Origin of the sequence: Desulfocapsa sulfexigens DSM 10523 (genome assembly GCF_000341395.1) — a bacterium.
In the GTDB taxonomy this organism is placed as follows: domain Bacteria; phylum Desulfobacterota; class Desulfobulbia; order Desulfobulbales; family Desulfocapsaceae; genus Desulfocapsa; species Desulfocapsa sulfexigens.
The window spans coordinates 1731134-1752241 of the sequence record NC_020304.1; the positions used below are offsets into that span (position 1 = coordinate 1731134).

General features: G+C 46.2%; 21 protein-coding genes. 10 read left to right on the forward strand and 11 right to left on the reverse strand.

The features are described from left to right. Positions 1–88 precede the first annotated feature (88 nt). The 5 genes from UWK_RS07685 to UWK_RS19335 all read left to right on the forward strand — a co-directional run bounded on the left by UWK_RS07685 (position 89) and on the right by UWK_RS19335 (position 7817). Positions 89–1705, forward strand: a complete 1617-nt coding sequence (locus tag UWK_RS07685; RefSeq protein WP_015403796.1) for an ABC-F family ATP-binding cassette domain-containing protein — start codon at positions 89–91, stop codon at positions 1703–1705. A gap of 346 nt (positions 1706–2051) precedes the next feature. Then, positions 2052–4193 (forward strand): hybrid sensor histidine kinase/response regulator, encoded by a 2142-nt coding sequence (locus UWK_RS18400; protein WP_167320730.1) that lies wholly within the window; start codon positions 2052–2054, stop codon positions 4191–4193. 154 nt (positions 4194–4347) lie between these two features. Next, the gene (locus UWK_RS07695) at positions 4348–5205 is read left to right on the forward strand and encodes a phosphate/phosphite/phosphonate ABC transporter substrate-binding protein (protein ID WP_015403798.1); all 858 of its coding nucleotides are present in this window, start codon (positions 4348–4350) and stop codon (positions 5203–5205) included. Between the two features lie 10 nt (positions 5206–5215). Next, on the forward strand, positions 5216–7474 hold the full coding sequence (locus tag UWK_RS07700) for a hybrid sensor histidine kinase/response regulator (RefSeq protein WP_015403799.1): 2259 nt from the start codon (positions 5216–5218) through the stop codon (positions 7472–7474). Positions 7475–7601: 127 nt separating this feature from the next. After that, a complete protein-coding gene (locus UWK_RS19335) occupies positions 7602–7817 on the forward strand; it encodes a hypothetical protein (RefSeq protein WP_015403800.1) in 216 nt (71 codons plus the stop codon). A gap of 331 nt (positions 7818–8148) precedes the next feature. Here the strand turns inward: UWK_RS19335 and UWK_RS07705 are convergent, their stop codons facing one another. Genes UWK_RS07705 through UWK_RS07715 form a run of 3 tightly spaced genes read right to left on the reverse strand, consistent with a single transcriptional unit; the run spans position 8149 to position 10950 of the window. After that, positions 8149–8778 (reverse strand): response regulator transcription factor, encoded by a 630-nt coding sequence (locus tag UWK_RS07705; protein WP_015403801.1) that lies wholly within the window; start codon positions 8776–8778, stop codon positions 8149–8151. Between the two features lie 35 nt (positions 8779–8813). Next, positions 8814–9614, reverse strand: coding sequence for a sensor histidine kinase (locus tag UWK_RS07710; protein ID WP_015403802.1), 801 nt, complete (start codon positions 9612–9614; stop codon positions 8814–8816). 34 nt (positions 9615–9648) lie between these two features. Then, positions 9649–10950: a PDC sensor domain-containing protein gene (locus UWK_RS07715; protein ID WP_015403803.1), complete on the reverse strand. Its 1302-nt coding sequence runs from the start codon at positions 10948–10950 to the stop codon at positions 9649–9651. A 660-nt stretch (positions 10951–11610) separates the two neighbouring features. Between UWK_RS07715 and UWK_RS07720 the strand changes: the two genes are divergently transcribed. The 4 genes from UWK_RS07720 (at position 11611) to UWK_RS07735 (ending at position 14928) form a co-directional block, all read left to right on the forward strand. Continuing rightward, positions 11611–12453, forward strand: a complete 843-nt coding sequence (locus UWK_RS07720; protein ID WP_015403804.1) for a phosphate ABC transporter substrate-binding protein — start codon at positions 11611–11613, stop codon at positions 12451–12453. After that, the gene (locus UWK_RS07725) at positions 12450–13310 is read left to right on the forward strand and encodes a PstC family ABC transporter permease (protein WP_015403805.1); all 861 of its coding nucleotides are present in this window, start codon (positions 12450–12452) and stop codon (positions 13308–13310) included. Before UWK_RS07720 ends, UWK_RS07725 begins: the two co-directional genes overlap by 4 nt. Continuing rightward, the gene (locus UWK_RS07730) at positions 13307–14188 is read left to right on the forward strand and encodes a PstA family ABC transporter permease (protein WP_015403806.1); all 882 of its coding nucleotides are present in this window, start codon (positions 13307–13309) and stop codon (positions 14186–14188) included. Before UWK_RS07725 ends, UWK_RS07730 begins: the two co-directional genes overlap by 4 nt. A 68-nt stretch (positions 14189–14256) precedes the next feature. After that, positions 14257–14928, forward strand: a complete 672-nt coding sequence (locus UWK_RS07735) for a phosphate ABC transporter ATP-binding protein (protein ID WP_228130048.1) — start codon at positions 14257–14259, stop codon at positions 14926–14928. Here UWK_RS07735 and UWK_RS07740 read toward each other — a convergent pair. Continuing rightward, a complete protein-coding gene (locus UWK_RS07740; RefSeq protein ID WP_015403808.1) occupies positions 14893–15213 on the reverse strand; it encodes a cupin domain-containing protein in 321 nt (106 codons plus the stop codon). The genes UWK_RS07735 and UWK_RS07740 overlap by 36 nt on opposite strands. Positions 15214–15432: 219 nt before the next feature. Further along, positions 15433–15603, reverse strand: a complete 171-nt coding sequence (locus tag UWK_RS19585; protein ID WP_167320688.1) for a hypothetical protein — start codon at positions 15601–15603, stop codon at positions 15433–15435. Positions 15604–15631: 28 nt separating this feature from the next. Between UWK_RS19585 and ung the strand changes: the two genes are divergently transcribed. Then, positions 15632–16333, forward strand: a complete 702-nt coding sequence (ung, locus tag UWK_RS07745; RefSeq protein WP_041916785.1) for a uracil-DNA glycosylase — start codon at positions 15632–15634, stop codon at positions 16331–16333. A gap of 9 nt (positions 16334–16342) precedes the next feature. On the opposite strand, the gene UWK_RS07750 is transcribed toward ung, so the two are convergent. Genes UWK_RS07750 through UWK_RS07775 form a run of 6 tightly spaced genes read right to left on the reverse strand, consistent with a single transcriptional unit; the run spans position 16343 to position 21108 of the window. Continuing rightward, the gene (locus UWK_RS07750) at positions 16343–16612 is read right to left on the reverse strand and encodes a phosphopantetheine-binding protein (protein WP_015403810.1); all 270 of its coding nucleotides are present in this window, start codon (positions 16610–16612) and stop codon (positions 16343–16345) included. Next, the gene (locus tag UWK_RS07755; RefSeq protein WP_015403811.1) at positions 16609–17799 is read right to left on the reverse strand and encodes an ABC transporter permease; all 1191 of its coding nucleotides are present in this window, start codon (positions 17797–17799) and stop codon (positions 16609–16611) included. Before UWK_RS07755 ends, UWK_RS07750 begins: the two co-directional genes overlap by 4 nt. After that, entirely contained in the window at positions 17792–18583 is a 792-nt protein-coding gene (locus UWK_RS07760) for an ABC transporter ATP-binding protein (RefSeq protein ID WP_015403812.1), read from the reverse strand. Before UWK_RS07760 ends, UWK_RS07755 begins: the two co-directional genes overlap by 8 nt. After that, positions 18534–19541, reverse strand: coding sequence for a BtrH N-terminal domain-containing protein (locus UWK_RS07765; protein ID WP_015403813.1), 1008 nt, complete (start codon positions 19539–19541; stop codon positions 18534–18536). Before UWK_RS07765 ends, UWK_RS07760 begins: the two co-directional genes overlap by 50 nt. A gap of 4 nt (positions 19542–19545) precedes the next feature. Then, complete coding sequence (locus tag UWK_RS07770) at positions 19546–19950, reverse strand: hypothetical protein (RefSeq protein WP_015403814.1); 405 nt, start codon at positions 19948–19950, stop codon at positions 19546–19548. Positions 19951–19953: 3 nt separating this feature from the next. After that, on the reverse strand, positions 19954–21108 hold the full coding sequence (locus UWK_RS07775) for a beta-ketoacyl-ACP synthase III (protein WP_015403815.1): 1155 nt from the start codon (positions 21106–21108) through the stop codon (positions 19954–19956).

Here is a 21108-nt window from a genome sequence, read left to right on the forward strand (position 1 = left end):
TTTCTAGTTTGTGGGGATTGCATTCCGCAATTCCTTCCGATGAGCACACGATTTTTTTCAATAAGAGCTTTGCAGCTAAGGGGTAAATATGATTACTGCAACCGATATCTCCCTTTCCTATGGGAAGAGGGTAATTTTTCAGGATGTGAATATTAAGTTCAGACCTGGTAACTGCTATGGCCTTATTGGCGCAAATGGTGCCGGAAAAACAACTTTTCTGAAGATTCTGGCTGGTGATTTTGATCCAGATCATGGCACCGTTTCAGTTGGCAGCCGGGAACGAATTGCAGTGCTGCGGCAGGACCAGTTTGCCTTCGACGAAGTGACGGTGATTGATACTGTAATTATGGGTCATAAACGGCTCTTTGATCTGCTTGCTGAGCGTGAAGTATTGTACGCCAAAGCTGATTTTACAGAGGAAGATGGGATTCGCAGCGGTGAACTTGAATCAGAGGTTGAAGAGTTGAATGGTTATGAGGCAGAGTCTGAAGCAGCTGTCCTGCTGAGTGGTTTAGGTATTACAGAGGATCTTCTTCATAAAAAAATGAAGGAACTTGAGGGCGGTGAAAAGGTTCGGGTTTTACTTGCCCAGGCTCTTTTCGGTACACCGGATGTTCTTCTGCTCGATGAGCCGACAAATAATCTTGATATTGATTCCATCGTCTGGCTTGAGAATTTCCTCGATAGATTCCAAAATACTGTCATTATCGTCTCTCATGACAGGCATTTCCTCAATCAGGTATGTACCCATGTGGCCGATATCGATTTCGGGAAAATATCTGTTTATGTCGGCAACTATGATTTCTGGTACCAGGCGAGTCAACTAGTATTGCAGCAGAAGCAGAATGAGAACAAGAAGGCAGCGACTAAGGCTCAAGAATTACAGGAATTTATTCGTCGTTTCTCGTCCAATGCTTCCAAGGCAAAACAGGCAACATCCAGGAAAAAACTGCTGGATAAGTTGACTCTTGAAGAGATGCCCACATCTTCAAGAAAATATCCCTTTATCTCTTTTAAGGCAGGCAGGCCCTGTGGTGATATTATCCTGGAGATAGAGGGCCTAACCAAGGCAGTGGATGGGGTGACTCTTTTTGAGGATTTTGATCTTGTCGTGAATAAGGGAGAAAAAATTGGTTTTGTCGGCAGTAACAGTCTTGCAAAGACCACACTCTTTCAGATTCTTACGGGAGAACTCGAGCCGGATAGCGGTAGCTTTCGATGGGGGGTCACCATGAGTCACTCCTATTTTGCCAAAGAAAACAGCTCCTATTTTAGCAAAGATGTCACTCTCGTTGAGTGGCTTGGTGAGTACACTCCTGTTACCGAGGGGGAAACATTTGCCAGAGGGTTTCTGGGAAAGATGCTTTTTTCCGGTGAAGAAGCTTTAAAGAAGACCAGTGTTCTTTCCGGAGGTGAAAAAGTACGCTGTCTGCTGGCGAAGATGATGCTTTCAGATGCAAATTGTCTTATCCTGGATGAACCTACCAACCATCTTGATCTGGAGTCAATAACCGCACTCAATAATGGACTCATTGCCTTTCCGGAAGTGATATTGTTTTCATCTCACGATCATCAATTTGTTGATACCATATCCAACAGGATAATTGAACTGTTACCAGGTGGTGTAATTGATAGAATGATGCCTTTTCAGGATTATCTGGAGGATGAAGGTGTCGCTCAATTACGGGAACAATGGTCCAGATAGCGATTTGCCGGCCGCATACCATATCAGGGCCGCAATTTGTAGCATCTTGATTCCTTATTGACAAAGGTAAGAGTGTCGCGCTATTGTTTTTTTTAGTAGCTTCTGGATTTTTCGGAGAAACACTGTCGCTTTTCACTTTTCTCCAGGTACTTGCATCCCAGCAGGGGTATTGAACAGAGTACCGACTTATTTACCGTTTACCAGTATAAGGGAGTACCTTTATATTCTTTTCGATATTATGGCTACTCCTCAGAGTGAAAAAGATAAAAAAAACACGAGTGGGCCGACCTGTAAGATCTGGCTCAGTCTGTTTCTGAGCCTATTTGTACTGTTCGCAAGTGTTTTTTTGGCACTTAAGGCGCAGAGCTTTTATTTTAACACCATCCAGAAGCAACAGACAGAGCAGCTTGCAAATGCGATAGAAAGGTTGCTCAGTACGCAATACACTCTTCCTTGCCGGCAACTGAGCAAGCAGCCGACGGTTATCGAAAACGCATCCCACCAGAGTCTTCCCGATAATCGCCATATCCTGGAACTTCTCCAGACAACTAAAGATATTCTCTCAGTATCGATTGTCTACGTTATGGATAATGAAGGTACCGTTACGGCTTCCAGTAAAACCTCCTCCGGAAAAGGTCTTACCGGAGAAAACTATAAATTTCGTCCCTATTTCTCCGATGCCATTAAGGGGCGCGAATCCCGTTATGCCGCCGTCGGTGTTACGACCAACGAGAGAGGACTCTATTTCAGTGCTCCCATTTTTGGTACTGCTGGTGCACCCGTTGGCGTGGTTGTAATTAAGTCTGGAATTCAACAGATCCAGGTTGAACTGAGCGAGTCTTCTTTCCAACATGCTGCACTTATTTCTGATAGTGGTATTGTTTTTGTGGTTTCTGAAACAGATAAAGACTGGCTTTATCATGCAAGCTTGCCGCTTTCTCCCGCGCAGAAAGCCACATTGGTCAAAAGCAGGCAGTTTGCAGATAATCCGCTGACAGATCTCCCCATTTCCTTTGATGAAAACACCACCAGCATAGACAGTGTTCCATACACTATTCATACAACTCCTGTAGCACTGAACGGCTGGAAGCTCGTAAGCCTTGAAAAACAGCAAAAAAAATTCCCGGTTATTCTGCTTATTCTAATACCTGGTTCTCTGCTCAGCTACCTGTTTATCAGTAAGATACGAGCAAATAACAATGAGAAATTGCTTAAGGAGGAAATGGAAGAAGAAATCCTGCAGCGAAGATCTGTGCAGGAGCAATTACTGATTGCCAAGGAAGCTGCGGAGGCTGCAAATATCGCCAAGAGTGACTTCCTGGCAAACATAAGCCATGAAATTCGTACTCCTATGAATGGTATTATGGGGATGACCACTCAGGTACTCAACAGTATTCTGACGGAGGAACAGCGCAAACAACTTGAAATAGTAGATTCTTCTGCTCAACGTCTGCTCGGTCTCATTAATAGTATTCTCGATTTCTCAAAGATTGAAGCAGGGAAGATGGAGATTGAAGAAGTCCCTTTTGTGCTAGACGAAAAGCTTGATGAAGTATTTTCCATGATGGCGGTGAAGGCGGAAAAACAGAAAGTTATCCTTTCATTGGAGTCCAGAGATAGTATACCGCCAGTTCTTATAGGTGATCCGGATCGGTTACTTCAGATTTTCATTAATCTGGTGAACAATGCTTTGAAATTTACAGAACAGGGTTCTGTGAAAATCCTTGTTCAATGCAATAAGTCTGATTCTGACAGCGTTCTTTTACAGTTTGGTGTTCAGGATACGGGAATTGGTATCCCACTTGAAAAACAAGGAGTCATTTTTGATTCCTTTGCCCAGGCTGATAGCTCCACTACCAGAAAATATGGTGGGACAGGGTTGGGGCTAAGTATTTCTTCTCAGTTGGTAAAGTTGCTGGGAGGGGAAATCTGGTTGGAAAGTGAAGAGGGTAAAGGGGCCACCTTCTGGTTTACTGCTTATTTTAAATTACCAAATATAGGATCGGAAGCGCTGGTCTCTGCTCAGGATACTGTGGAAAAAAATGGTATCAGGTGGCGGAGCATCCTCAGTAATCGCGAAATTCTTCTTGTTGAAGACGAACCTATCAATATGATCCTGGCCAAAGCCGTTCTTGAAAAGGAACATATTCATATAACGACAGCTCAAAATGGTTTGGAGGCCGTTGATCACTATATGAGTAGGGCTTTTGATTGTATATTAATGGATATTCAGATGCCGGAGATGGATGGGTACCAAACTACTGCAGTAATACGCAGTCATGAGCAAGAGTATGGTGGTCATATCCCGATTATTGCCATGACCGCTCATGCCACGCAGGGAGATCGGCAAAAATGTCTTGCAGCTGGTATGGATGATTATGTCACAAAACCGCTCCACACTGAAGATATCTTTAACGCCATTGAGAAGCAGTTGCAGAATAGCCTCTCTATTGCTGCTGACGCGACAGATGGCGTCCGTAAAGCATAATAGAATTCAGGTTCTTGGGGTGGTCCGATCCCAAATATATCAACCGGAATACTACTGACATTTGACTTCGTTGCTGCCATCCGATACAATAATTCAGTATTATTGTTCATTCCTGTTTCTCTTACTCCTTCGTTGATGAGGATGGTATTCTTCCATGAAGATCTATTTAAAGACACTCACAGGCGTTGTCGCTGTCATGCTCTTTTTGTTGACACTCTCACCAGGAATGGCGCAACCCCCGCTGAAATTTTGCGTTTATCCCAGCAAGTCCCCTAAAGCGATTATTACCGTCTTCGAACCATTGGCAAAATTCCTCAGTGAAGCGACAGGACATCCTGTCAAGCTTGTCACTGCTCCAGACCAGGTCATTTTTCAAAAAAGGGCGTTGGAAGGTGAGTATGACCTGCTTCTTGCCTGCGTTGCCTGCTACTTCGAACTCCATGAAAAGAAAGGCTATTCTGCCATCGCCAGAGGAGAACCTTCCTTTACTGGAGGGATGTTCGTGAGGGAAGACAGTCCCATAACCAGGGTAGAAGATCTTCTGCACGGAAAACGGATAGGTGCTGTTAAACAACATTCCTATGCAGGGTTTCTTTTCTGGCAGGAATATCTTGTGGAAAACAACCTCCAGACTAATCCAGCAGATCCATACGTTTTTCTCGGAACCCAGGATTCTATTGCCTATGGCATACTCAACCATAAAATTGATGCCGGCCTGTTCAGAACCAACTTTCTGGAAAGTCCCAAAATGAAATCCTTAAAAAACAAGTTCCGGCTTATTCTCAGATCGCCTGATATTCCCCACTTTCCTTTTGTTGTCTCTCCCAATCTTTCCAAGGAGCACGTCCGGCAGATCACAGAGAGCCTCACTTCCATTACCGCAAATACTCCCCTGGGAAAAGCACTCTTTAAATCCATGGAAATTCAATCCATAGAGGCCATTTCCGACAGCGATTATGACACCTTTAAAGAATCCTACAACAAGGCGGTGCAGGCCTGGAAAAAACGCTAACGAGTAGCTAATGCCCTCATTCCGCCTGCACACAATTCTTTTTGCAACCTTTGCTTCGATCACCGTCCTTCTGACAGGTACGATCATCTTCTTCCATACCATGTCGATCAAAGAGCAGACAGCAAACGCGATTACCGAGTGGGGGAAATCAATCTCTCTAAGCGCTGCTCCTATTATTGTTGATTATATTCTTGAGGAAGATTACGCAGGGCTTGAGGAAGTTGTTCTTGGATACAGTACGACGCCATTAGTCCTCCATGCCCTTATAACAGATCCTGACGCCCTCATCCTTGCCGACTCTCAATTTTCAGAAATTGGAAACCACCTCCCCCTGCTTACCAGTGGGGCCTTTTTGCGACAGGATGCCAAGGCCGATTCCTATGTTGAGCAGCAGGAAAACGCTTTTACAGTCACAACCCCTATCCTCTTCGAGGAGAAACTTTTCGGCTATGTCCATGTGACCATATCCAAGAAGCTTTTTCTGGAACGCTCGCAGCTTCTCAAGAAGAAATCCATGCAGGCCGGAGCCTTCTGGGCTCTCCTCAGTCTCTTCTTTAGCTGGTTCCTGGCCGGGAGGCTAACCCGCTCACTGGAAATGATTGCAGGTTCCGCTACGCAGATAGCAGACGGTTCTTACCGTCTGGGGCCGAGACAAAAGGGAATAGTGGAAATTGAAAATCTTTGTGACAGCCTGCAAAACATGTCTCTTACCCTTGAAGAAAGGGAGAATCGCCTCCTGACCGAACGGGAAAGATTGAGCGTCACCTTGAGAAGTATCGGCGATGCCGTTATCACTACGGATATCGATGGACAAATAACCCTGATGAACCGTGTGGCTGAAGCCCTCACTGGCTGGTCACAGGAGGAAGTACTGGGAACTTCTCTGGAGCAGGTTTTACGAATTACCGACAAGACAAGCGGAGAAGTTTGCGAGAGTCCTGTAAAAAAGGTGTTGAGCAGCGGTCTTGTTGAATATATTGACAACAAGACCCTCCTCACCGACAGGCAAAACAGGGAAAGAACCATCGCCGACAGTGCCGCCCCCATACGGGACAAGGATAGTAGAATCATCGGTGTTGTTATCGTGTTTCGTGACGTCACCGAACAACATATGCTGGAACAGGAAATCCTGAAGATGAAAAAGCTTGAATCCGTTGGTGTCCTCGCAGGTGGGATAGCTCATGACTTCAACAATATTCTTGCTGCCATTCTTGGGAACATCAATCTTGTCGCTCAGGATAAAGAGCTGGGAGAAAAGAGCAGAAAACTCCTGGATAGTGCGGAAAAGGCCTCCCTCAGGGCAAAAAATCTCACCCAGCAGCTCCTTACCTTTTCAAAGGGTGGAGAACCTGTCAAAGAGACCTCATCTATTGCCGATATCATTCACGACTCCGCCGAATTCGTCCTGCACGGATCCAATGTCATCTGCAACTATACGATCCCCGAGGATCTTTGGTTGGTTGATGTGGATAAGGGGCAGATAGGCCAGGTTATTCAGAACATCATCCTCAATGGACGCCATGCGATGCCGGAAGGGGGAACCATTGAGGTGCATTGCGAAAATATTTCCTCAGAGCAGATTCAGGGGACTCTCTACGCACCTGCGGCAGACTGCATTAGAATAAGGATCAAAGATACCGGAAAGGGTATTCCCAGCGACATTATTGATCATATCTTTGATCCATTTTTCTCCACCAAACAAAAAGGGAGTGGACTGGGCCTGTCTATCTGCAGCTCAATCATCAAAAAACATAGTGGAATGATTACAGTACAGTCAGTTCCTGGCAAGGGGACAGAGTTTATTGTCACCCTGCCAGCCTCTGGTAACGTTCAAAAGATTACCAAGGAACCGGTAACATCTATTAAATCGCTCCCTGGCGCACGAGTCATGGTGATGGATGATGAAGAGTTGGTGTTGAATGTGGCTGAGGCGATGCTCACCACACTCGGTCAGGATGTTATTCTGGTTCAGAATGGTTCTGAAGCATTAAAAGTGTACCAGGATCAGATGAAAAATGGAGCACCTGTGGATGTTGTTATCATGGACCTGACCATTCCAGGTGGCGTGGGGGGGAAAGAAGCAGTGCAGGACATCCTTGCTATAGATCCGGAGGCTCGTGTCATTGTCTCAAGCGGCTATTCCAACGATCCAATTATGGCCAACTGGAGCCAGTACGGCTTTATCGCAGCACTGACCAAACCCTTTCAATTGGCTGACCTGGCTAAAGTGCTGGGCATGGCCCTGCAAGGAAGAGAAAAAAGGAGTTGACCCCTGTGTTACCGTATGTGCTGAAGCTGACAGTTCGGATGTGGACAACAACCAAAACATGTCCTTCCCCATGGGCTCTTTTAAATTGTTGCCATAAGGGCCACACTTTTTTTCCGCTGGAGTCATTATGTTAATTCTTTTACGGATAGTAAAGAGAAGCACGAGTGCAATGCGTTACGGCCTTTTTCTCATGCTTTTTGTTTCCTCACAGATCTGTGTAGCCACGACCCTTTATGCGGAGGGGATTGCCATTACCAATCTACGAATGGTGTTTGATAATGGCAAGTCTGTTTTAAGCATTGAGCCCGGTGGGATGGTACAGGCCTATGCCATTATTAAATGACGTGGAACAGGAGTGCTTGAGGGGCAATGGAGAGTGAATGATCGTCTGCTCTCTCGTGTGCAGAAGCAATTGAACGGTTCACGTTCTTATACTGTGTCTACAGCACGGGTGCCTCCACTGCCTACAGAGCGGATGGGATCCTACCGACTTGAATTTATTATCACCGTACCTGCTGGCTCCCATAGGGAGCAGCTGGTGATCTATCATGTCATGGGGAAGCCCTGAAAGATTTCTAAACCTCTCCAGAGCTACATTAACAGCGAGTGCAGGGAGAATGCTGTGTGGGAATTGGCAAAACTCTCAGCTGCTGGGTTCTCCATAAACTATTTTTTTAAATAATCCCTTTTTTTCTAGCCTTTGAGAGGGCGTCTTTTCTGTTTTTGGCGTGGAGTTTTTCGTAAATTTTTTTGATATGAGAGTGGATGGTATGGGGACTGATGAACAGTATTTTTCCTAGTTCTTTATAGGTGTACCCCTGTTCCATTCCTTTCAGTATCTCTTTTTCCCTGGAGGTGAGAAGGAATGGTTCATCAACTGTATTGTCCTGGAATTCATTGATCACAGCCCTTGCAATCTTCGGGCTCATCGGTGCGCCACCGGCTGCCAGTCCCCGTATAGCCTCCACCAGTTCTCGTGGCGTTGCCCCTTTCAGGATATAGCCGGAAGCACCTGCTTTTAGGGCTGAGAAAACAGTGTCACGGTTATCAAAAACTGTATGCACCAGGATATCCAGATCGGGACGTTCTGTTTTGATCTGTGAAATGAGGTCTATTCCTGACATTCCGGGTAGACCAATGTCAGCCAGGAGGAGATCGTAAGGAACAGAGTCAAGTTCTTCCAGAGTCTCTTCACCGGTGGCAAAACTTGCCGTCACTGTAAAGCCAGGTTCTCCCACCAGCATCAGTTCCAAGTTTTCCCGCAGCATGGGATTATCTTCAACGATCACTATTTTTATACCCATCGTGATTTTCCTGTCTTTTTTTAGAGTAGGCTTTGTTAATCATCCTGTTCCTCGGACAATAGTGGTGGTGAAGCTGTGTTTAGCGGGATCACCAGACTGATACTTGTCCCGTTTGTTCCATTGATAGCCAGCTTGCCGCCTAGTTGTACAACTCTATTCTTAATGTTGGGCAGCCCCCGACCCTGTCGTTTTTTTTGCAATAAGCCACTTCCGTTATCTTTTAGACTGCAATGAAGATTATCTTGCCCTACTTGCAGGGAGAGGTGAATTTCTTTTGCATTGGCGTGACGAATGATATTGGTCATTCCTTCTTTTACAATTTTAAAGAGATTGAGTGCTAGAAGGACTGAGGGGCCAGGCACATCCTCCTGAATATCAGATTTCTTGATGAATTGTAATTGATGGGACTCAGCAGCCTTGGCACAATACTGATGCAGGTCGGCAAAAAGACTTTCCCAGGTAACCGCCTTGGCGTCCAGGATATCCATAAAACTGCGGATCTCAAGTATCGAATCGTCACATATGTCGCTGATGTTTTTGAGAATGGTTTCTGTAGGTTGGGTAATGGTTCCATCAACAACCATCTGAGAGAGGAGTTTGATGTTTACCAGACTACCGCCGACTCCATCGTGGAGATCTTGAACCAGTTGTTTTTTGAGTTCGATACTTCGGTTTCGTTCACTGGTATCACGGAGAATGGCAACGGTATGGACTTCTTTATTAATAGTAACCGGTGACAGGGTTACTTCCACCGTGCAATGTTTTCCCTGTTCATTGATAATCTCGAGTTCAACAGGATCTTTTCTGTTTTGCAGGGGGCGGGCAGAAAATTTCACCAAATCCCTTTGATCCCATGAAATTCCGGTCAGGTCATGGACATTTTTCCCCCCTTGCCTCCTCACTGGCAAGGGCGAAAAAATCTTCAGCTGCAGGATTGAGATAGGAAATCTCTCTTTTTTCGTTGATGAGGATAATGGCATCACTGGCCGCATTCGTGATGATACGGTACATTTTTTCCTGGGCACGGAGCTTTTCACTGTAGTTGGCAATGGACTGTTTCATTCGTTTGAAACCATCTGCTGTTTCCTGCAGTTCAGTAAAAACTGAGTTGAGAGTACAGTCAACCTGCAGATCCTGGTCTTCAATGGCCCGGGCCTCTTGCTGCAGACATTTGATTGGAGCAATAATAGCCCTGGCAAAACGAAAAGCAAGGATGGATGCGATGAGTGAGAGCAATACCGTGGCGATAAGATTAGTACGCCTGTTTGACCGTATCTTCCCAAGATAATCTTCTTCCGGAAGGTACATGGCAACGATCCAGTCCAGTTCTGTTCCCGGAAAGGGAGTAAACATGGCCACAAAATCTTGCTTTTGAGCAGTGAAAGAAGTGAAGACTGGTTTTTTGAGATCGAAGAGAGATTCTGGCGCGATCTGATTGTTTACAGCTGCCATGGCCTTGCCGGTTTTTCCTACGCGGAGTTTGCCTACAAAGGACGATAGCTCCTTGAGGTCTATGTCAACACCAATAACACCTTTGAGGCTGTTGTCCTCCCAGTAAGAAGGTCCGGCAATAGTGACTCCTGGTTGTTTGGAGGTATAGAAGATATAGGGATCGGTCCAGCCTATTGCACGACTCTGCACTGCCTGTTTATACCAGGGGTGCTTGCGGGGGTCATAGGGGTCGGCTGGTGTTTGCTCGCGTTGTAATTCGCGGAAATTTTCATCTCGCCAGATCAGCATGACGCTTCTTTCTCTTTCATTGTGTCTGATTATCTTTGTCCTGAATCCATTTTTTTTTTTGGCTTCGTTGCGACTCACGTAATAAAAAGAACCGTCAGGAGTCCCAAGATATATCCCGGCCAGGTGGGGGTGGATCTTTAGCTGATCAAAAAAATAACGCTCAAGAGAGCTTATGGTAAGCGTTCCAGTATTGAAAACGTTTGCACTGAGCAACTGTTTGGTGAGGGTGACGGCACCCTTTGCTTTTTCCAGATGATTATAGGACTGCTCCAAGGTGAAGTCGGAAATATTATCCATGATATCATGGGCATGACTATAAAATGTCTTCTCTGACAGAAGATAAAAGGATGGGGCAAGTAGGAGGTGCGTCCCCCAGACCAGTACGATGACTGACAGGATGAGACTGGTACGCATAGAGAGATTGAATTTCATTGGCACTTACCGGCAGAAAGGAAAGGCCAGGCATGAAGAGGCATGCCCGACCTTTTGAAACTAGTGCGATGCCATTTGTCCATGTAGGGGTTATTTATTCACATTTTTCTCAAGTATTTTCTCCGAAGATACCCTTCCGGCAACATTTACGGGCGAGGGAACGAACGTTTATAATTCCTGTGATTCCTTTAAAAGCTCATTGTTTTAGCAAGTCATAGCAGGTTCCTAGTCCGCTATTAGAGCACAAATAAAGTAAGATGTATATGGCTGGACCAGGGTATTTTCCGGGTATTGTGCCAAAACGTACTGGTATAAAGAAACTACTGCTTTTCCTCAGATACACGCTTGTTGCAAAAGCAAGAGTCGAACCGTAATTCTTATGAAGAGAATGTATTACTTCGGTTTTCAGTCACATTGCAATCGGACTGTCTCGGAAATATGGTGTCAACGTCACGACCGGGTGTTCTCAGTAAGACGGGTCCACGCCATACCATTACAGTAATCTTTAGCTTTTTGCTGACAATTGGCCAAAACGATAAATATAACGGTTCCCGATGTCTGGGTCGGTTGGTATTGATATTTCCTATTTGCTCTATAGTCTCCATGCGTGATACTGTTTCTTTTTGTTTTTATCATATTATTTCTATCTGGAGAATTCAAATGAGGAAAACCATCTATTCTGTATCACTATCTATTCTTGTGGCAGCGCTGCTGTTATTTTCTGCGTCATGGTCGCTTGCATCTGATGATCTTTCTTCCTTCGCAGGGCAGAAAGGAACCCTTCGAATAGCCGGTGGGACGGCCCATATTCCGGTGATGAAGGAGGCTGCCAAACAGATCATTAATTTTAATCCTCAAATTCAAATCTCCATTGCCGGAGGCGGTTCCGGTCTTGGCATCAAACAGGCAGGAGAGGGGCTGGTTGATATCGGCAATGCAGGGCGCAAACCAAGTGATGACGAGATTCATAACTATAATTTACAGCTGGTGAAGTGGGCAGTTGACGGTGTCGGTGCAGTAGTTCATCCGAAGAATAAAGCACAGTCCCTCACAAACACCCAATTGCAGGATATCTATTCCGGTAAGATCAGCAACTGGAAAGATGTCGGCGGGGTTGATCGGGAGATAAACCTGTACACCCGTGATGAAGCCAGTGGTACCCGGGAAGTTTTCTGGAAAAAAGCACTGGCAAAGGGTGACATTTCAGCAAAGGCCAATGTGGTGGTTTCCAATGGTGCCATGAAAACTGCTGTTGCCGGTGATCCCTTTGCTATCGGCTTTGTTTCGGTGGGCAACATGGACAGCTCTGTTGCACCTGTAGCCCTTGACGGGGTAGCTCCCAGCCCGGAGAGTGTCCGTAGCGGTGAATATAAGGTGGCTCGCGGCCTGTATAGCTTGACTAAAGGAGAACCGTCAGGATTGGCCAAACTCTTTTTGGAGTTTATTGTCAGCCCTACAGGTCAGCAGATTGTCGTTGACAAGGGATTTATCCCGGTTCAATGAGACTTCCGACCTACTCGGTCAGTGAATACCTGTTTCTGGCAGCGGCGGTCTTCAGCGGGCTGCTCGCTGTCGCGATCTTTTGTTTTCTCTTCTTCTTTGGGCTACCGCTGTTGCAGTCTGGTCAGCTGGTAGACTTGCTGTTTTCTTCCTGGGCACCCGACAAAGGGTTATACGGCATTTATCCCATGCTGATAACCAGCTTGACCTTGGCCACCGTCAGTATGCTGATCAGCTTTCCTGTAAGCCTTGGTTGTAGCTTTGTGATTACGTCTCTTGCTCCGGTTCGATTGCGACGTGTTCTGCTGGCCGTCATAAGAGTGATGACCGGCATCCCAACCGTAGTATATAGTTTTGCTGCCCTGTTCCTGTTAGTGCCGCTTATGCGCAGCCTTGTCGGACATGGAACCGGAATGAGTATTCTTACTGCAGCTCCTGTCCTTGCACTAGTCATAGCTCCAACCATGATCCTGTTTTTTGTGGACAGTTTTAGCAAGGTTTCGTCCAGGTTTACTCTTGCCGTTGACGCTCTTGGTGGCAGTGAAATTCAAAAACTCCTGTATGTAATTCTGCCCCTGGCCTGGCCTGGTATTGTCAATGGTGTGCTTTTGGGCTTCGGCCGTGCCATGGGTGATACCATGGTCAGCCTGATGCTTGCTGGAAACAGTACTGCTGCTCCTGAATCCATGACCGAGTCAGCCAGAACGCTTACTGCTCATATTGCTCTGGTCATGGCCTTTGACTTTGATTCCATGGAGTTTAAATCCATTTTTGTCTGCGGTCTTTTTCTCTACATTCTGACAGCAGCTCTCATGTTACTCTTTCGCATGTTCACTGTTTACTTTTCGGAAAGAACATGATGGGAAGACTTCTTGAAAAGAGCATTGCTGTTCTCTCCTGGATTGCAGGCTTTTTGCTTATAGCATCACTTCTCTTACTTCTTACTTACCTGGTAAACAAGGGATGGAGTTCTTTACGGGTAAGCCTGATTTTTGGAGACACTGTACCTTTGGATGCCTTATTGCTCAAACGGCAGGTATTTGACGGAATTTTTCCTGCCATTGTCGGTACCCTTTTCCTTATTGTTGGCTCGATGTTCATTGCTATCCCAGTTGGCATTGCCGGAGGCATTTACATGGCAGAGTATTGCAGAGGGAAAATGAAATCATTACTCAATCTGGCCTTTGACATTCTTGCTGGAGTGCCTTCCATAATTGTCGGACTGGCTGGACTCTTACTGACCATCTTTCTCAACCGCACTTTTCATGGACAGATTAAAACCTGTCTCCTGATCTCCTGTGTCTCTCTAGCTTCACTGGTGCTTCCCTATATTATCCGGACAACGCAGACAGCACTTGAGACAGTCGATCCGGTTGTCCGTAAAACAGCCCCCGCTCTTGGTGCTTCACGCTTGCAGAATATCACTATGGTACTGTTGCCCAATTCCATCTCCAACATTTTTTCCGGAGTTATTCTAGCCACTGGCCGCTGTGCAGAAGACACCGCTGTAATCATGCTGACCGGCGCTGTCGCAACAGCAGGTCTTCCACGGTCTATCTTTGATCAGTATGAAGCCCTCCCATTTTATATCTACTATATTTCATCGCAGTATACCGGCCCCGATGAGTTGGCCCAAGGGTTTGGAGCCGCAATCATACTTTTGCTTCTCTGCACCGGCCTACTGGTTTCCACTCTATGGATACAGCGACGACTGTCAATAATACTGCTGTACAGGTGAGCACTGTGGACGTTCCCGTAAAAATTTATACGCAATCCCTTTGTTTTTATTATCGTCGGCAGAAAGTTTTGCATGATATCAGCCTCCAGCTTCCGGCAAATCAAATAACAGCTATCACCGGGCCATCTGGATCTGGAAAGTCGACCTTCCTGATGGTCTTGAACAGATTGTGGGAAGAAGTTGAGGGGTGTGATATATCGGGAAAGGTTACAATGGAACTGGCTGGTCATTTTAAAAATATTCACGATCCAACACTTCCAGTCTGTGAACTGCGCCGAAAGGTGGCCATGGTTTTTCAGCAGCCCAACCCGCTGCCAATGTCCATTTATAAAAATATAGCCTTTCCCCTGCGCCTCGCACATGTAAATGATAAGAAGCGGATCAAAGAGAACGTGGAATTCGTGCTCAGACAGGTATGCCTTTGGGACGAAGTCAAAGATCGCCTGGGAGATGACGGCCGTCTACTTTCAGGCGGGCAACAGCAGAGACTGTGTCTGGCACGAGCTCTTGTCCTGAATCCGGAAGTTTTACTGCTTGATGAACCTACTTCCTCCCTTGATCCGGAGGCGAGCAACGCTATTGAGGAATTACTGCTGACGCTCAAGTCGCAATGTACGTTGGTTATGGTCTCCCATTACCAGGATCAGATCCAACGCATTGCTGACTTCCATATTAAGGTTCTCAATGGACGATTCAGTACAGGTTTAGATTGGAGGGGAGATTGTAACCAGAATTCGTAGGTTTGTTTCAGCTCGTACTCCATGTGGCTCGCGAATCTGTGACACAAGGATATCACCTTTTTTTGCCGGTAATTCCGTGTCCCCCTTACCAAGAAAAAAACCATTCCCTTCAAGTATCTGAATAGATAAGTCACCATCCAGATCATGAGAATGAACTGGAAAGGTCACACCCGCCTCAAGGTTGAAATTAATAATTTTAAAATATGCGGAGTCTTGTACAAGAAAAAACCGCTTCATTGCACCTGGTGTATACTCGTTTGTCTCATCAAGTTGTATAACTTTCATATTTGTTCTCCTTATGGATGGTTGTGAGGTATCTTAACGCACCTTCAGAGTTAGCAGGTAAAGTCAAAATAATCACTTGGAAACTCTTTAATCTGCATGCAATGGCAAGTGCTGAAGATCTCTGTTTGTGGTAAAGAATTATATGGCTGGCTTGATCGGGTCACAAGCAGATGGACTGTAATGGTACTTATATGATCCTGATTACCACTAATCCTCAGCCTACCCGCATGAGGAGGAGTTGTTTCGTGTCGATTGTATGGGCATATCGGCCTGGACGGCCGCAGCAGAGCCCCAAGGGATGGGTTTATGGCGTCCCATATAATCGATACGGAACAGCTCCGGGTTGCAAAGCTGAGTTTTGATGGTAATCAGGTATGTGATTGTACCCAAAAAACAATATACATATTGGTATGTCGCAATGTCAGAGATACAGGATCGGGTAAAGCTCAGATCTTCCTGGAAAGCCAAGATAGGCGGAGAGTTTGAGCAGGAGTATATGCAGAATCTCAGACGGTTTCTGATTGAGGAAAAACAGGCTGGGAAAATTATCTACCCCGAGGGAGATAATATCTTCAGCAGTATGAATCTGGTTTCATTCGATGATGTGAAGGTTGTGATTATCGGGCAGGATCCCTATCATGGTGAAGGTCAGGCACATGGGCTCTGTTTTTCTGTAAAACCGGGAGTCAGGATACCACCATCACTCCAGAATATTTTCAAGGAAATCCAGGGGGATCTTGGGATTCCTATCGGGAATCATGGATATCTGAAAAGCTGGGCCGAGCAGGGTGTGCTGCTTCTCAACAGTGTTCTCACAGTTGAAAAAAATAAAGCCGGATCCCATCAGGGAAAAGGCTGGGAACGGTTTACCGATGCTATTATAGAAAAACTCAATAAAGAACATACCGGACTGGTGTTTCTTCTTTGGGGGAGTTACGCTCAGAAAAAAGGGAGGATTATTGACCAGAAACGTCACCTTGTGTTGCAGTCTGTTCACCCTTCACCCCTCTCTGCACATCGAGGATTTTTTGGAAATCATCATTTTTCCAGGACAAATGCGTACCTGGAGCGTCAGGGGAAATCTGTGATTAATTGGGCAGTTCCGGCATTGCAGGTTTGATATATGCAGTTACTCTGGCTGGATATAATCGGCCAGAGCGTTGATGGTGGTGACACGGCGGCGAAATTCCTTGCTGTCCACAAGTCGTGTTCCAAACTGATTCTGCAGCCCCATGGAGATCTGCAGGGCGTCCAGTGAATCCAGGCCGAGTCCACTGGCGTCGGAAAAAATCATAACATCATCATTCAATTCATCCGGTGTTATGTCCTCAATATCACACTCTGTGAATATCATGGTTTTCAGGCGTAGTTTTAATGTATTGTCAACTGACCCTTTCATAATCCATTTTTAGTTCTGTGGCCAAATATCAGCCATGCAGTGAGAAGCAGGATTATTCCGAAACCTGCAAGAGCCAGTGACTCAATGAGCACTGCACCTGTACCAGAATTACGCAGAAAGATATCGAGAAATCCTTCGAGCCCCCATGACATGGGCGAGATGTTACTCAGGGTCTGCATGCCCGGCGGCATAAAGAATTTAGGAACCATGACCCCGCCGATGGCACCAAATAAGATATTAATAAGCCCGCCGATGGTTGTTGCCTGCTCCACACTATTTACTGAAACTGCGATCAGGATTGATGTGCCTATGGCAGCCAGGCTGAGCCCAGCGGAAACCATGAACAAACCAGGCAAGGAGTTTCCAAGGGTGAGGGGAGCAGCACCAAGGAGCGGCACAATAAACATTCCAACTGCTATCATCAGCCACGCCTGAAGCTGATTGATAATCATGTATGGTACAATTTTCCCGGTAAAAAGAAGTGGGATAGAGACGTTCATGGACTGCATCCGCATCAGGGTATTCTGTTTGCGTTCGTTGATAAAGATGGTGGACATGGGGATAATGATAAAAAACATCCCGAAGACTATCCATGACGGTACGCTCTGCTGGGTGGATGTGGGGTGCTGATCTGGGCGCAGGCCATTGAAGTGAACCTCCAGTTCGTTCTTGTGAAGCCTCACTGCTTCTGACCTTGCTGTAAGCCCTGGTAGTAATGGCTCAAGTTCCTGCAGCATTTTCTGTACCTGCAATTGTATGATAACTGCCCTCAATTCTCCTTTAAAGAGTGCCAGCATATCTTGTTTGACGTCACTTGCAACGTCGAGTTGTAAGATTCTGTCACTCTTTTTCTGGGTAAACTGAGCAGAATAGCCTCTGGGGATAGTGAGAGCGAAATGGAGGCCGCTGTTTAATGCCTGCTCCAGTTGTTCCTGACTCGATATCTTCCCTTCGTATTCCTGAAGTACGGTGTTCTCCTTAAGAAAGGTCGCAATTTTCAGACTGATAGATGTCTGATCCTTATCGATCACGGTGTAACGTATAAAAGCCCTGTCACTATTGAAGGTGTCCTTCAGCGCCATGGACATGATCAGGATAAAAATAGAGGGCATGACAAAGAGTGCAGCAAGGGCGTGCTTGTCGCGCAGGATCAGAATAAATTCTTTTTTGAGCATTGCCCTAAGCATTCAATTTTTCCGGACTGGTCAGATGAATAAACAGAGATTCAAGATTCATTGCCGGATCATTATTTTCCTGAAGCAGAGCCTGCAACGATCCCTGGCGAATGATTTCTCCATGATTGATGATGGCGGCTTCGTCACAGATTTTTTCGATTTCATCCATGTAATGGGAAGTGTAGATAACGGTTTTATGGTCTTCCTTGAAATTGCGGATGGTTTCGAGGATGTCGATTCGTGACTCAGGGTCAATTCCGATGGTAGGCTCGTCGAAATAAAGAATCTCAGGGTCGTTCAACAGGCCGATGGCAATATTCAGACGTCTTTTTTGCCCACCGGAGAGGGTGCCGGCCTTTTGCTCAAGGAACGTATCGAGATGATTGACGGATATTGCATATTCGAGATTGTTCTGGAGGGATGCACCGACAATATTCTGGATACCTGCGAAAAAGTGGAGATTTTCAATAACGGTAAGATGAGCATACAGGGCAAGGGATTGGGGAATAAGAGTACAGCGTTTACGGATCTGTTTGAGATTGTCGCCCAGGGGGAGGCCAAATATTTTAATCTCACCCTCCTGGAAACCACTGAGCCCGTTCAGGATGGAAATCAATGTTGTTTTCCCGGCCCCGTTAGGCCCCAGTAGGCCGAAGATAACACCTTTGCCTATTTCCATGCTGAGCTCTTTTAAGGCTGGCTTACCATGATAGCATTTTGTGAGACTGTTGATGTGTATCATTCCTTCAAGCCAGATTTCTATCCAGAAGTTCTTGGTATACTTCGGCTTCTGCATCAGCCAGAGAGTTTACTTTCTCCCCGATAGCAGCAAAGTCGACTGGTTTGTCTTTTTTCTTGCGTATGGCGGTAACTGCCAGCAGGGCAAACTCGCGCCACTGGTCGCCTACAGCGGTCATCATCCGTGATGCTTTCTGCAAATCCTTATTGTCGAGGAGAGTAGCTGCTTCCTGAAGAAATGACGCATAGATAAAACGAAAACCGGCACCACCGGTTCCAATCTCTTCCTGCATTCGCACGATATGGCCGAGAAAGAGCCTGGCCCACCTGGGATCTTTTTGGTCGAGTCTTCCTATGCTTTTTGCCAGGGAACGAATACCGCGAATCCCGGCAATGGGAACGGGTGTTTTCAGCATGGCTTTGGCATTCTTATAGATCACCTTTGGAATAATAACAGGAAAATCAATATGCTTGGGAATATGGTGTGGATAGTAAAGTAATCCCTTTGGGGCCATCATTCCCTTTACAAAACGTGCTTTTTCAAGATCCTTTGCCTCACAACGTTGGCGTGTCTCAAATACAGGATCGCTGATCAGATATTGCCTGTCTTCCTTTCCGTAAATGATCAGATTATGGGCATTAAAGTGAAATCGCATTTCCGGGGGAAAGTAGGGAAGCCAGAAGACCGAGCTCTGGGCTCCGATTATTTTTCCCTGAGCAAGGAGTGTGTCGAGCATATCCATACCCTTTTGTGGACTCGAGAAGGTGTGCATTTGCATTTTAATACCAAGATTTTGCTGCAATCCCTTTATGATGCCTTTTGGCCGTGTCCGATAGGTGACAAGCGGCATGCCGCCCAGTTTAAGAAAGGGGATATAGGCAAACAGTAGAGCACCTGAGAGGCCGAAGGCCATGGCTTCCGAGAGCGGCAGCCCATGATGTGATATCATGAGTGACATCACGCCACTTTCACAATGGGCAAAATGTTTGTGCTGAAAAGGCACTTGCTTAGTCATTGTTTTACTTCTGCTCCGGCATTCTGCAGAGTTCCTCTGCGGTCATTCCGAGAGCGTTTCCGTATCGATCAAGCATTTTTGAGGAAAGTTTCCAGAAAACAGAGGGGTTGAAGTGGCGTTTGATGCGCCATTTATATATACCGGTTGATTCGGACAATACCTGCAGATCCATACGTCTGTCGTACATATAAAAAAAAAGGGGGGATTTGCTGCCACTGCCTACCTTTGTATAGGCATCTTTTGCGAGACGTTCAAGTTCCTGTACCGCCTGCATGGTTGCCTCTTCTTCGATCTTCCAGCCACTGGAAGCAATAACATCGTAGTTACCGGCGCTGTCTGTTGCGTACATCGCTTTTTTGTTGTTTGCGTAGGTACGGATGTTATCCTGTGGGACTTCGTTCTGTTCCATTGCCTATACCACGGTGAAATGCATAAATGCCGTTGAAAATCTGCCGCTTTCCGGGACATAGCAGAGTATACGTTCCCCTTTTTCGAGACGTCCGGAGTTGAAGAGTTCTTCAAGAATAATGTATATGGATGCTGATCCGGTGTTTCCCTTTGTGCTCAGGTTGCTGAACCATTTTTCTTGTGGGATATCACAATAAGCATGATGCATTCCTTTATACACCTTGTCACGAAAATAGGCAGAGGAGTAGTGGGGGAGGAACCAGTCAATCTGTTCGGGATCCACTCTGTTTTCTTTCACAAGTTCAAGGAGAGGTCTTGTCACGGTGTACTCAATGATTTTATCATTAAGCAGTTTGACATCCTGTTTTATGCTGAATGTTGAATGTTCCAGCCATTCCTGGGGGAGATATTCACGCCATCCGCGCAGAGAACCATCCTGGAGTTTCTCGGCACCAGCATACATACAGGATTCTAGTTCACCGGCATAGGATTTCTGGTCAATCCAGTCTATGCGTAAGGATATCCCGTCCCTGGTACTGTTTGGCTTGTTGCTCATCCAGACAGCCCCGGCTCCATCACTCAGCATCCAGCGCAGGAAGTCTTTTTCAAAGGCGAGCTCGGGGTTCTTTTCCAGATCTTTGCTGCGCACGGCCATTTCTTCAGTGAAGAGGTGGCCGCGCAGGAGGGATGATACATTCTCGGAACCCGTTGCCACAGCATTGCTGTTGAGTCCGGAGAGGATAGCCATATATCCATATTTCAGTGACATGGTACCCGCTAGACATATCCCTGCAGTTGCAACAGCTTCACATGGTGGCAGACCAAGCTCCCCAAGTACCATGAGTGCGTGGTTAGGCATGATCTGATCGGGAAGGGTGGTGCCGCAGGCAAGGAGCTCTATGGTATCCAGATCGCAGCCCTGTGTGCCAAGCATGCGTACGGCTTCTGCGGTGAGTTGAGCATTGTTGTGACTGGCGAGGCCGGTTTTGGGATCAATGGCATAGTAGCGGGAAATGATTTTGTTACTGCGGAGAATCAGGTTTCGTACCCGTGATGGTCGTGTCGCCACCGGCTGAAGTAACGACTCCATGCTATCATTGGAAACCGCTTCATTGGGTAAAAATGCACTGATGCAATTGATAAAAACGTTTTGTAACAT

Bases quoted from the DNA above. Each gene is read 5' to 3' on its own strand.
- UWK_RS07750 (WP_015403810.1), bottom strand. From the start codon at position 16,612: ATGAAAGGGTCAGTTGACAATACATTAAAACTACGCCTGAAAACCATG.
- UWK_RS07730 (WP_015403806.1), top strand. From the start codon at position 13,307: ATGATGGGAAGACTTCTTGAAAAGAGCATTGCTGTTCTCTCCTGGATT.
- UWK_RS07720 (WP_015403804.1), top strand. From the start codon at position 11,611: ATGAGGAAAACCATCTATTCTGTATCACTATCTATTCTTGTGGCAGCG.
- ung (WP_041916785.1), top strand. From the start codon at position 15,632: ATGTCAGAGATACAGGATCGGGTAAAGCTCAGATCTTCCTGGAAAGCC.
- UWK_RS07775 (WP_015403815.1), bottom strand. From the start codon at position 21,108: ATGTTACAAAACGTTTTTATCAATTGCATCAGTGCATTTTTACCCAAT.
- UWK_RS07685 (WP_015403796.1), top strand. From the start codon at position 89: ATGATTACTGCAACCGATATCTCCCTTTCCTATGGGAAGAGGGTAATT.
- UWK_RS07760 (WP_015403812.1), bottom strand. From the start codon at position 18,583: ATGCAGAAGCCGAAGTATACCAAGAACTTCTGGATAGAAATCTGGCTT.
- UWK_RS07740 (WP_015403808.1), bottom strand. From the start codon at position 15,213: ATGAAAGTTATACAACTTGATGAGACAAACGAGTATACACCAGGTGCA.
- UWK_RS07765 (WP_015403813.1), bottom strand. From the start codon at position 19,541: ATGACTAAGCAAGTGCCTTTTCAGCACAAACATTTTGCCCATTGTGAA.
- UWK_RS19335 (WP_015403800.1), top strand. From the start codon at position 7,602: ATGTTAATTCTTTTACGGATAGTAAAGAGAAGCACGAGTGCAATGCGT.
- UWK_RS07715 (WP_015403803.1), bottom strand. From the start codon at position 10,950: ATGAAATTCAATCTCTCTATGCGTACCAGTCTCATCCTGTCAGTCATC.
- UWK_RS07770 (WP_015403814.1), bottom strand. From the start codon at position 19,950: ATGGAACAGAACGAAGTCCCACAGGATAACATCCGTACCTACGCAAAC.
- UWK_RS07755 (WP_015403811.1), bottom strand. From the start codon at position 17,799: ATGCTTAGGGCAATGCTCAAAAAAGAATTTATTCTGATCCTGCGCGAC.
- UWK_RS07700 (WP_015403799.1), top strand. From the start codon at position 5,216: ATGCCCTCATTCCGCCTGCACACAATTCTTTTTGCAACCTTTGCTTCG.
- UWK_RS07695 (WP_015403798.1), top strand. From the start codon at position 4,348: ATGAAGATCTATTTAAAGACACTCACAGGCGTTGTCGCTGTCATGCTC.
- UWK_RS07725 (WP_015403805.1), top strand. From the start codon at position 12,450: ATGAGACTTCCGACCTACTCGGTCAGTGAATACCTGTTTCTGGCAGCG.
- UWK_RS07705 (WP_015403801.1), bottom strand. From the start codon at position 8,778: ATGGGTATAAAAATAGTGATCGTTGAAGATAATCCCATGCTGCGGGAA.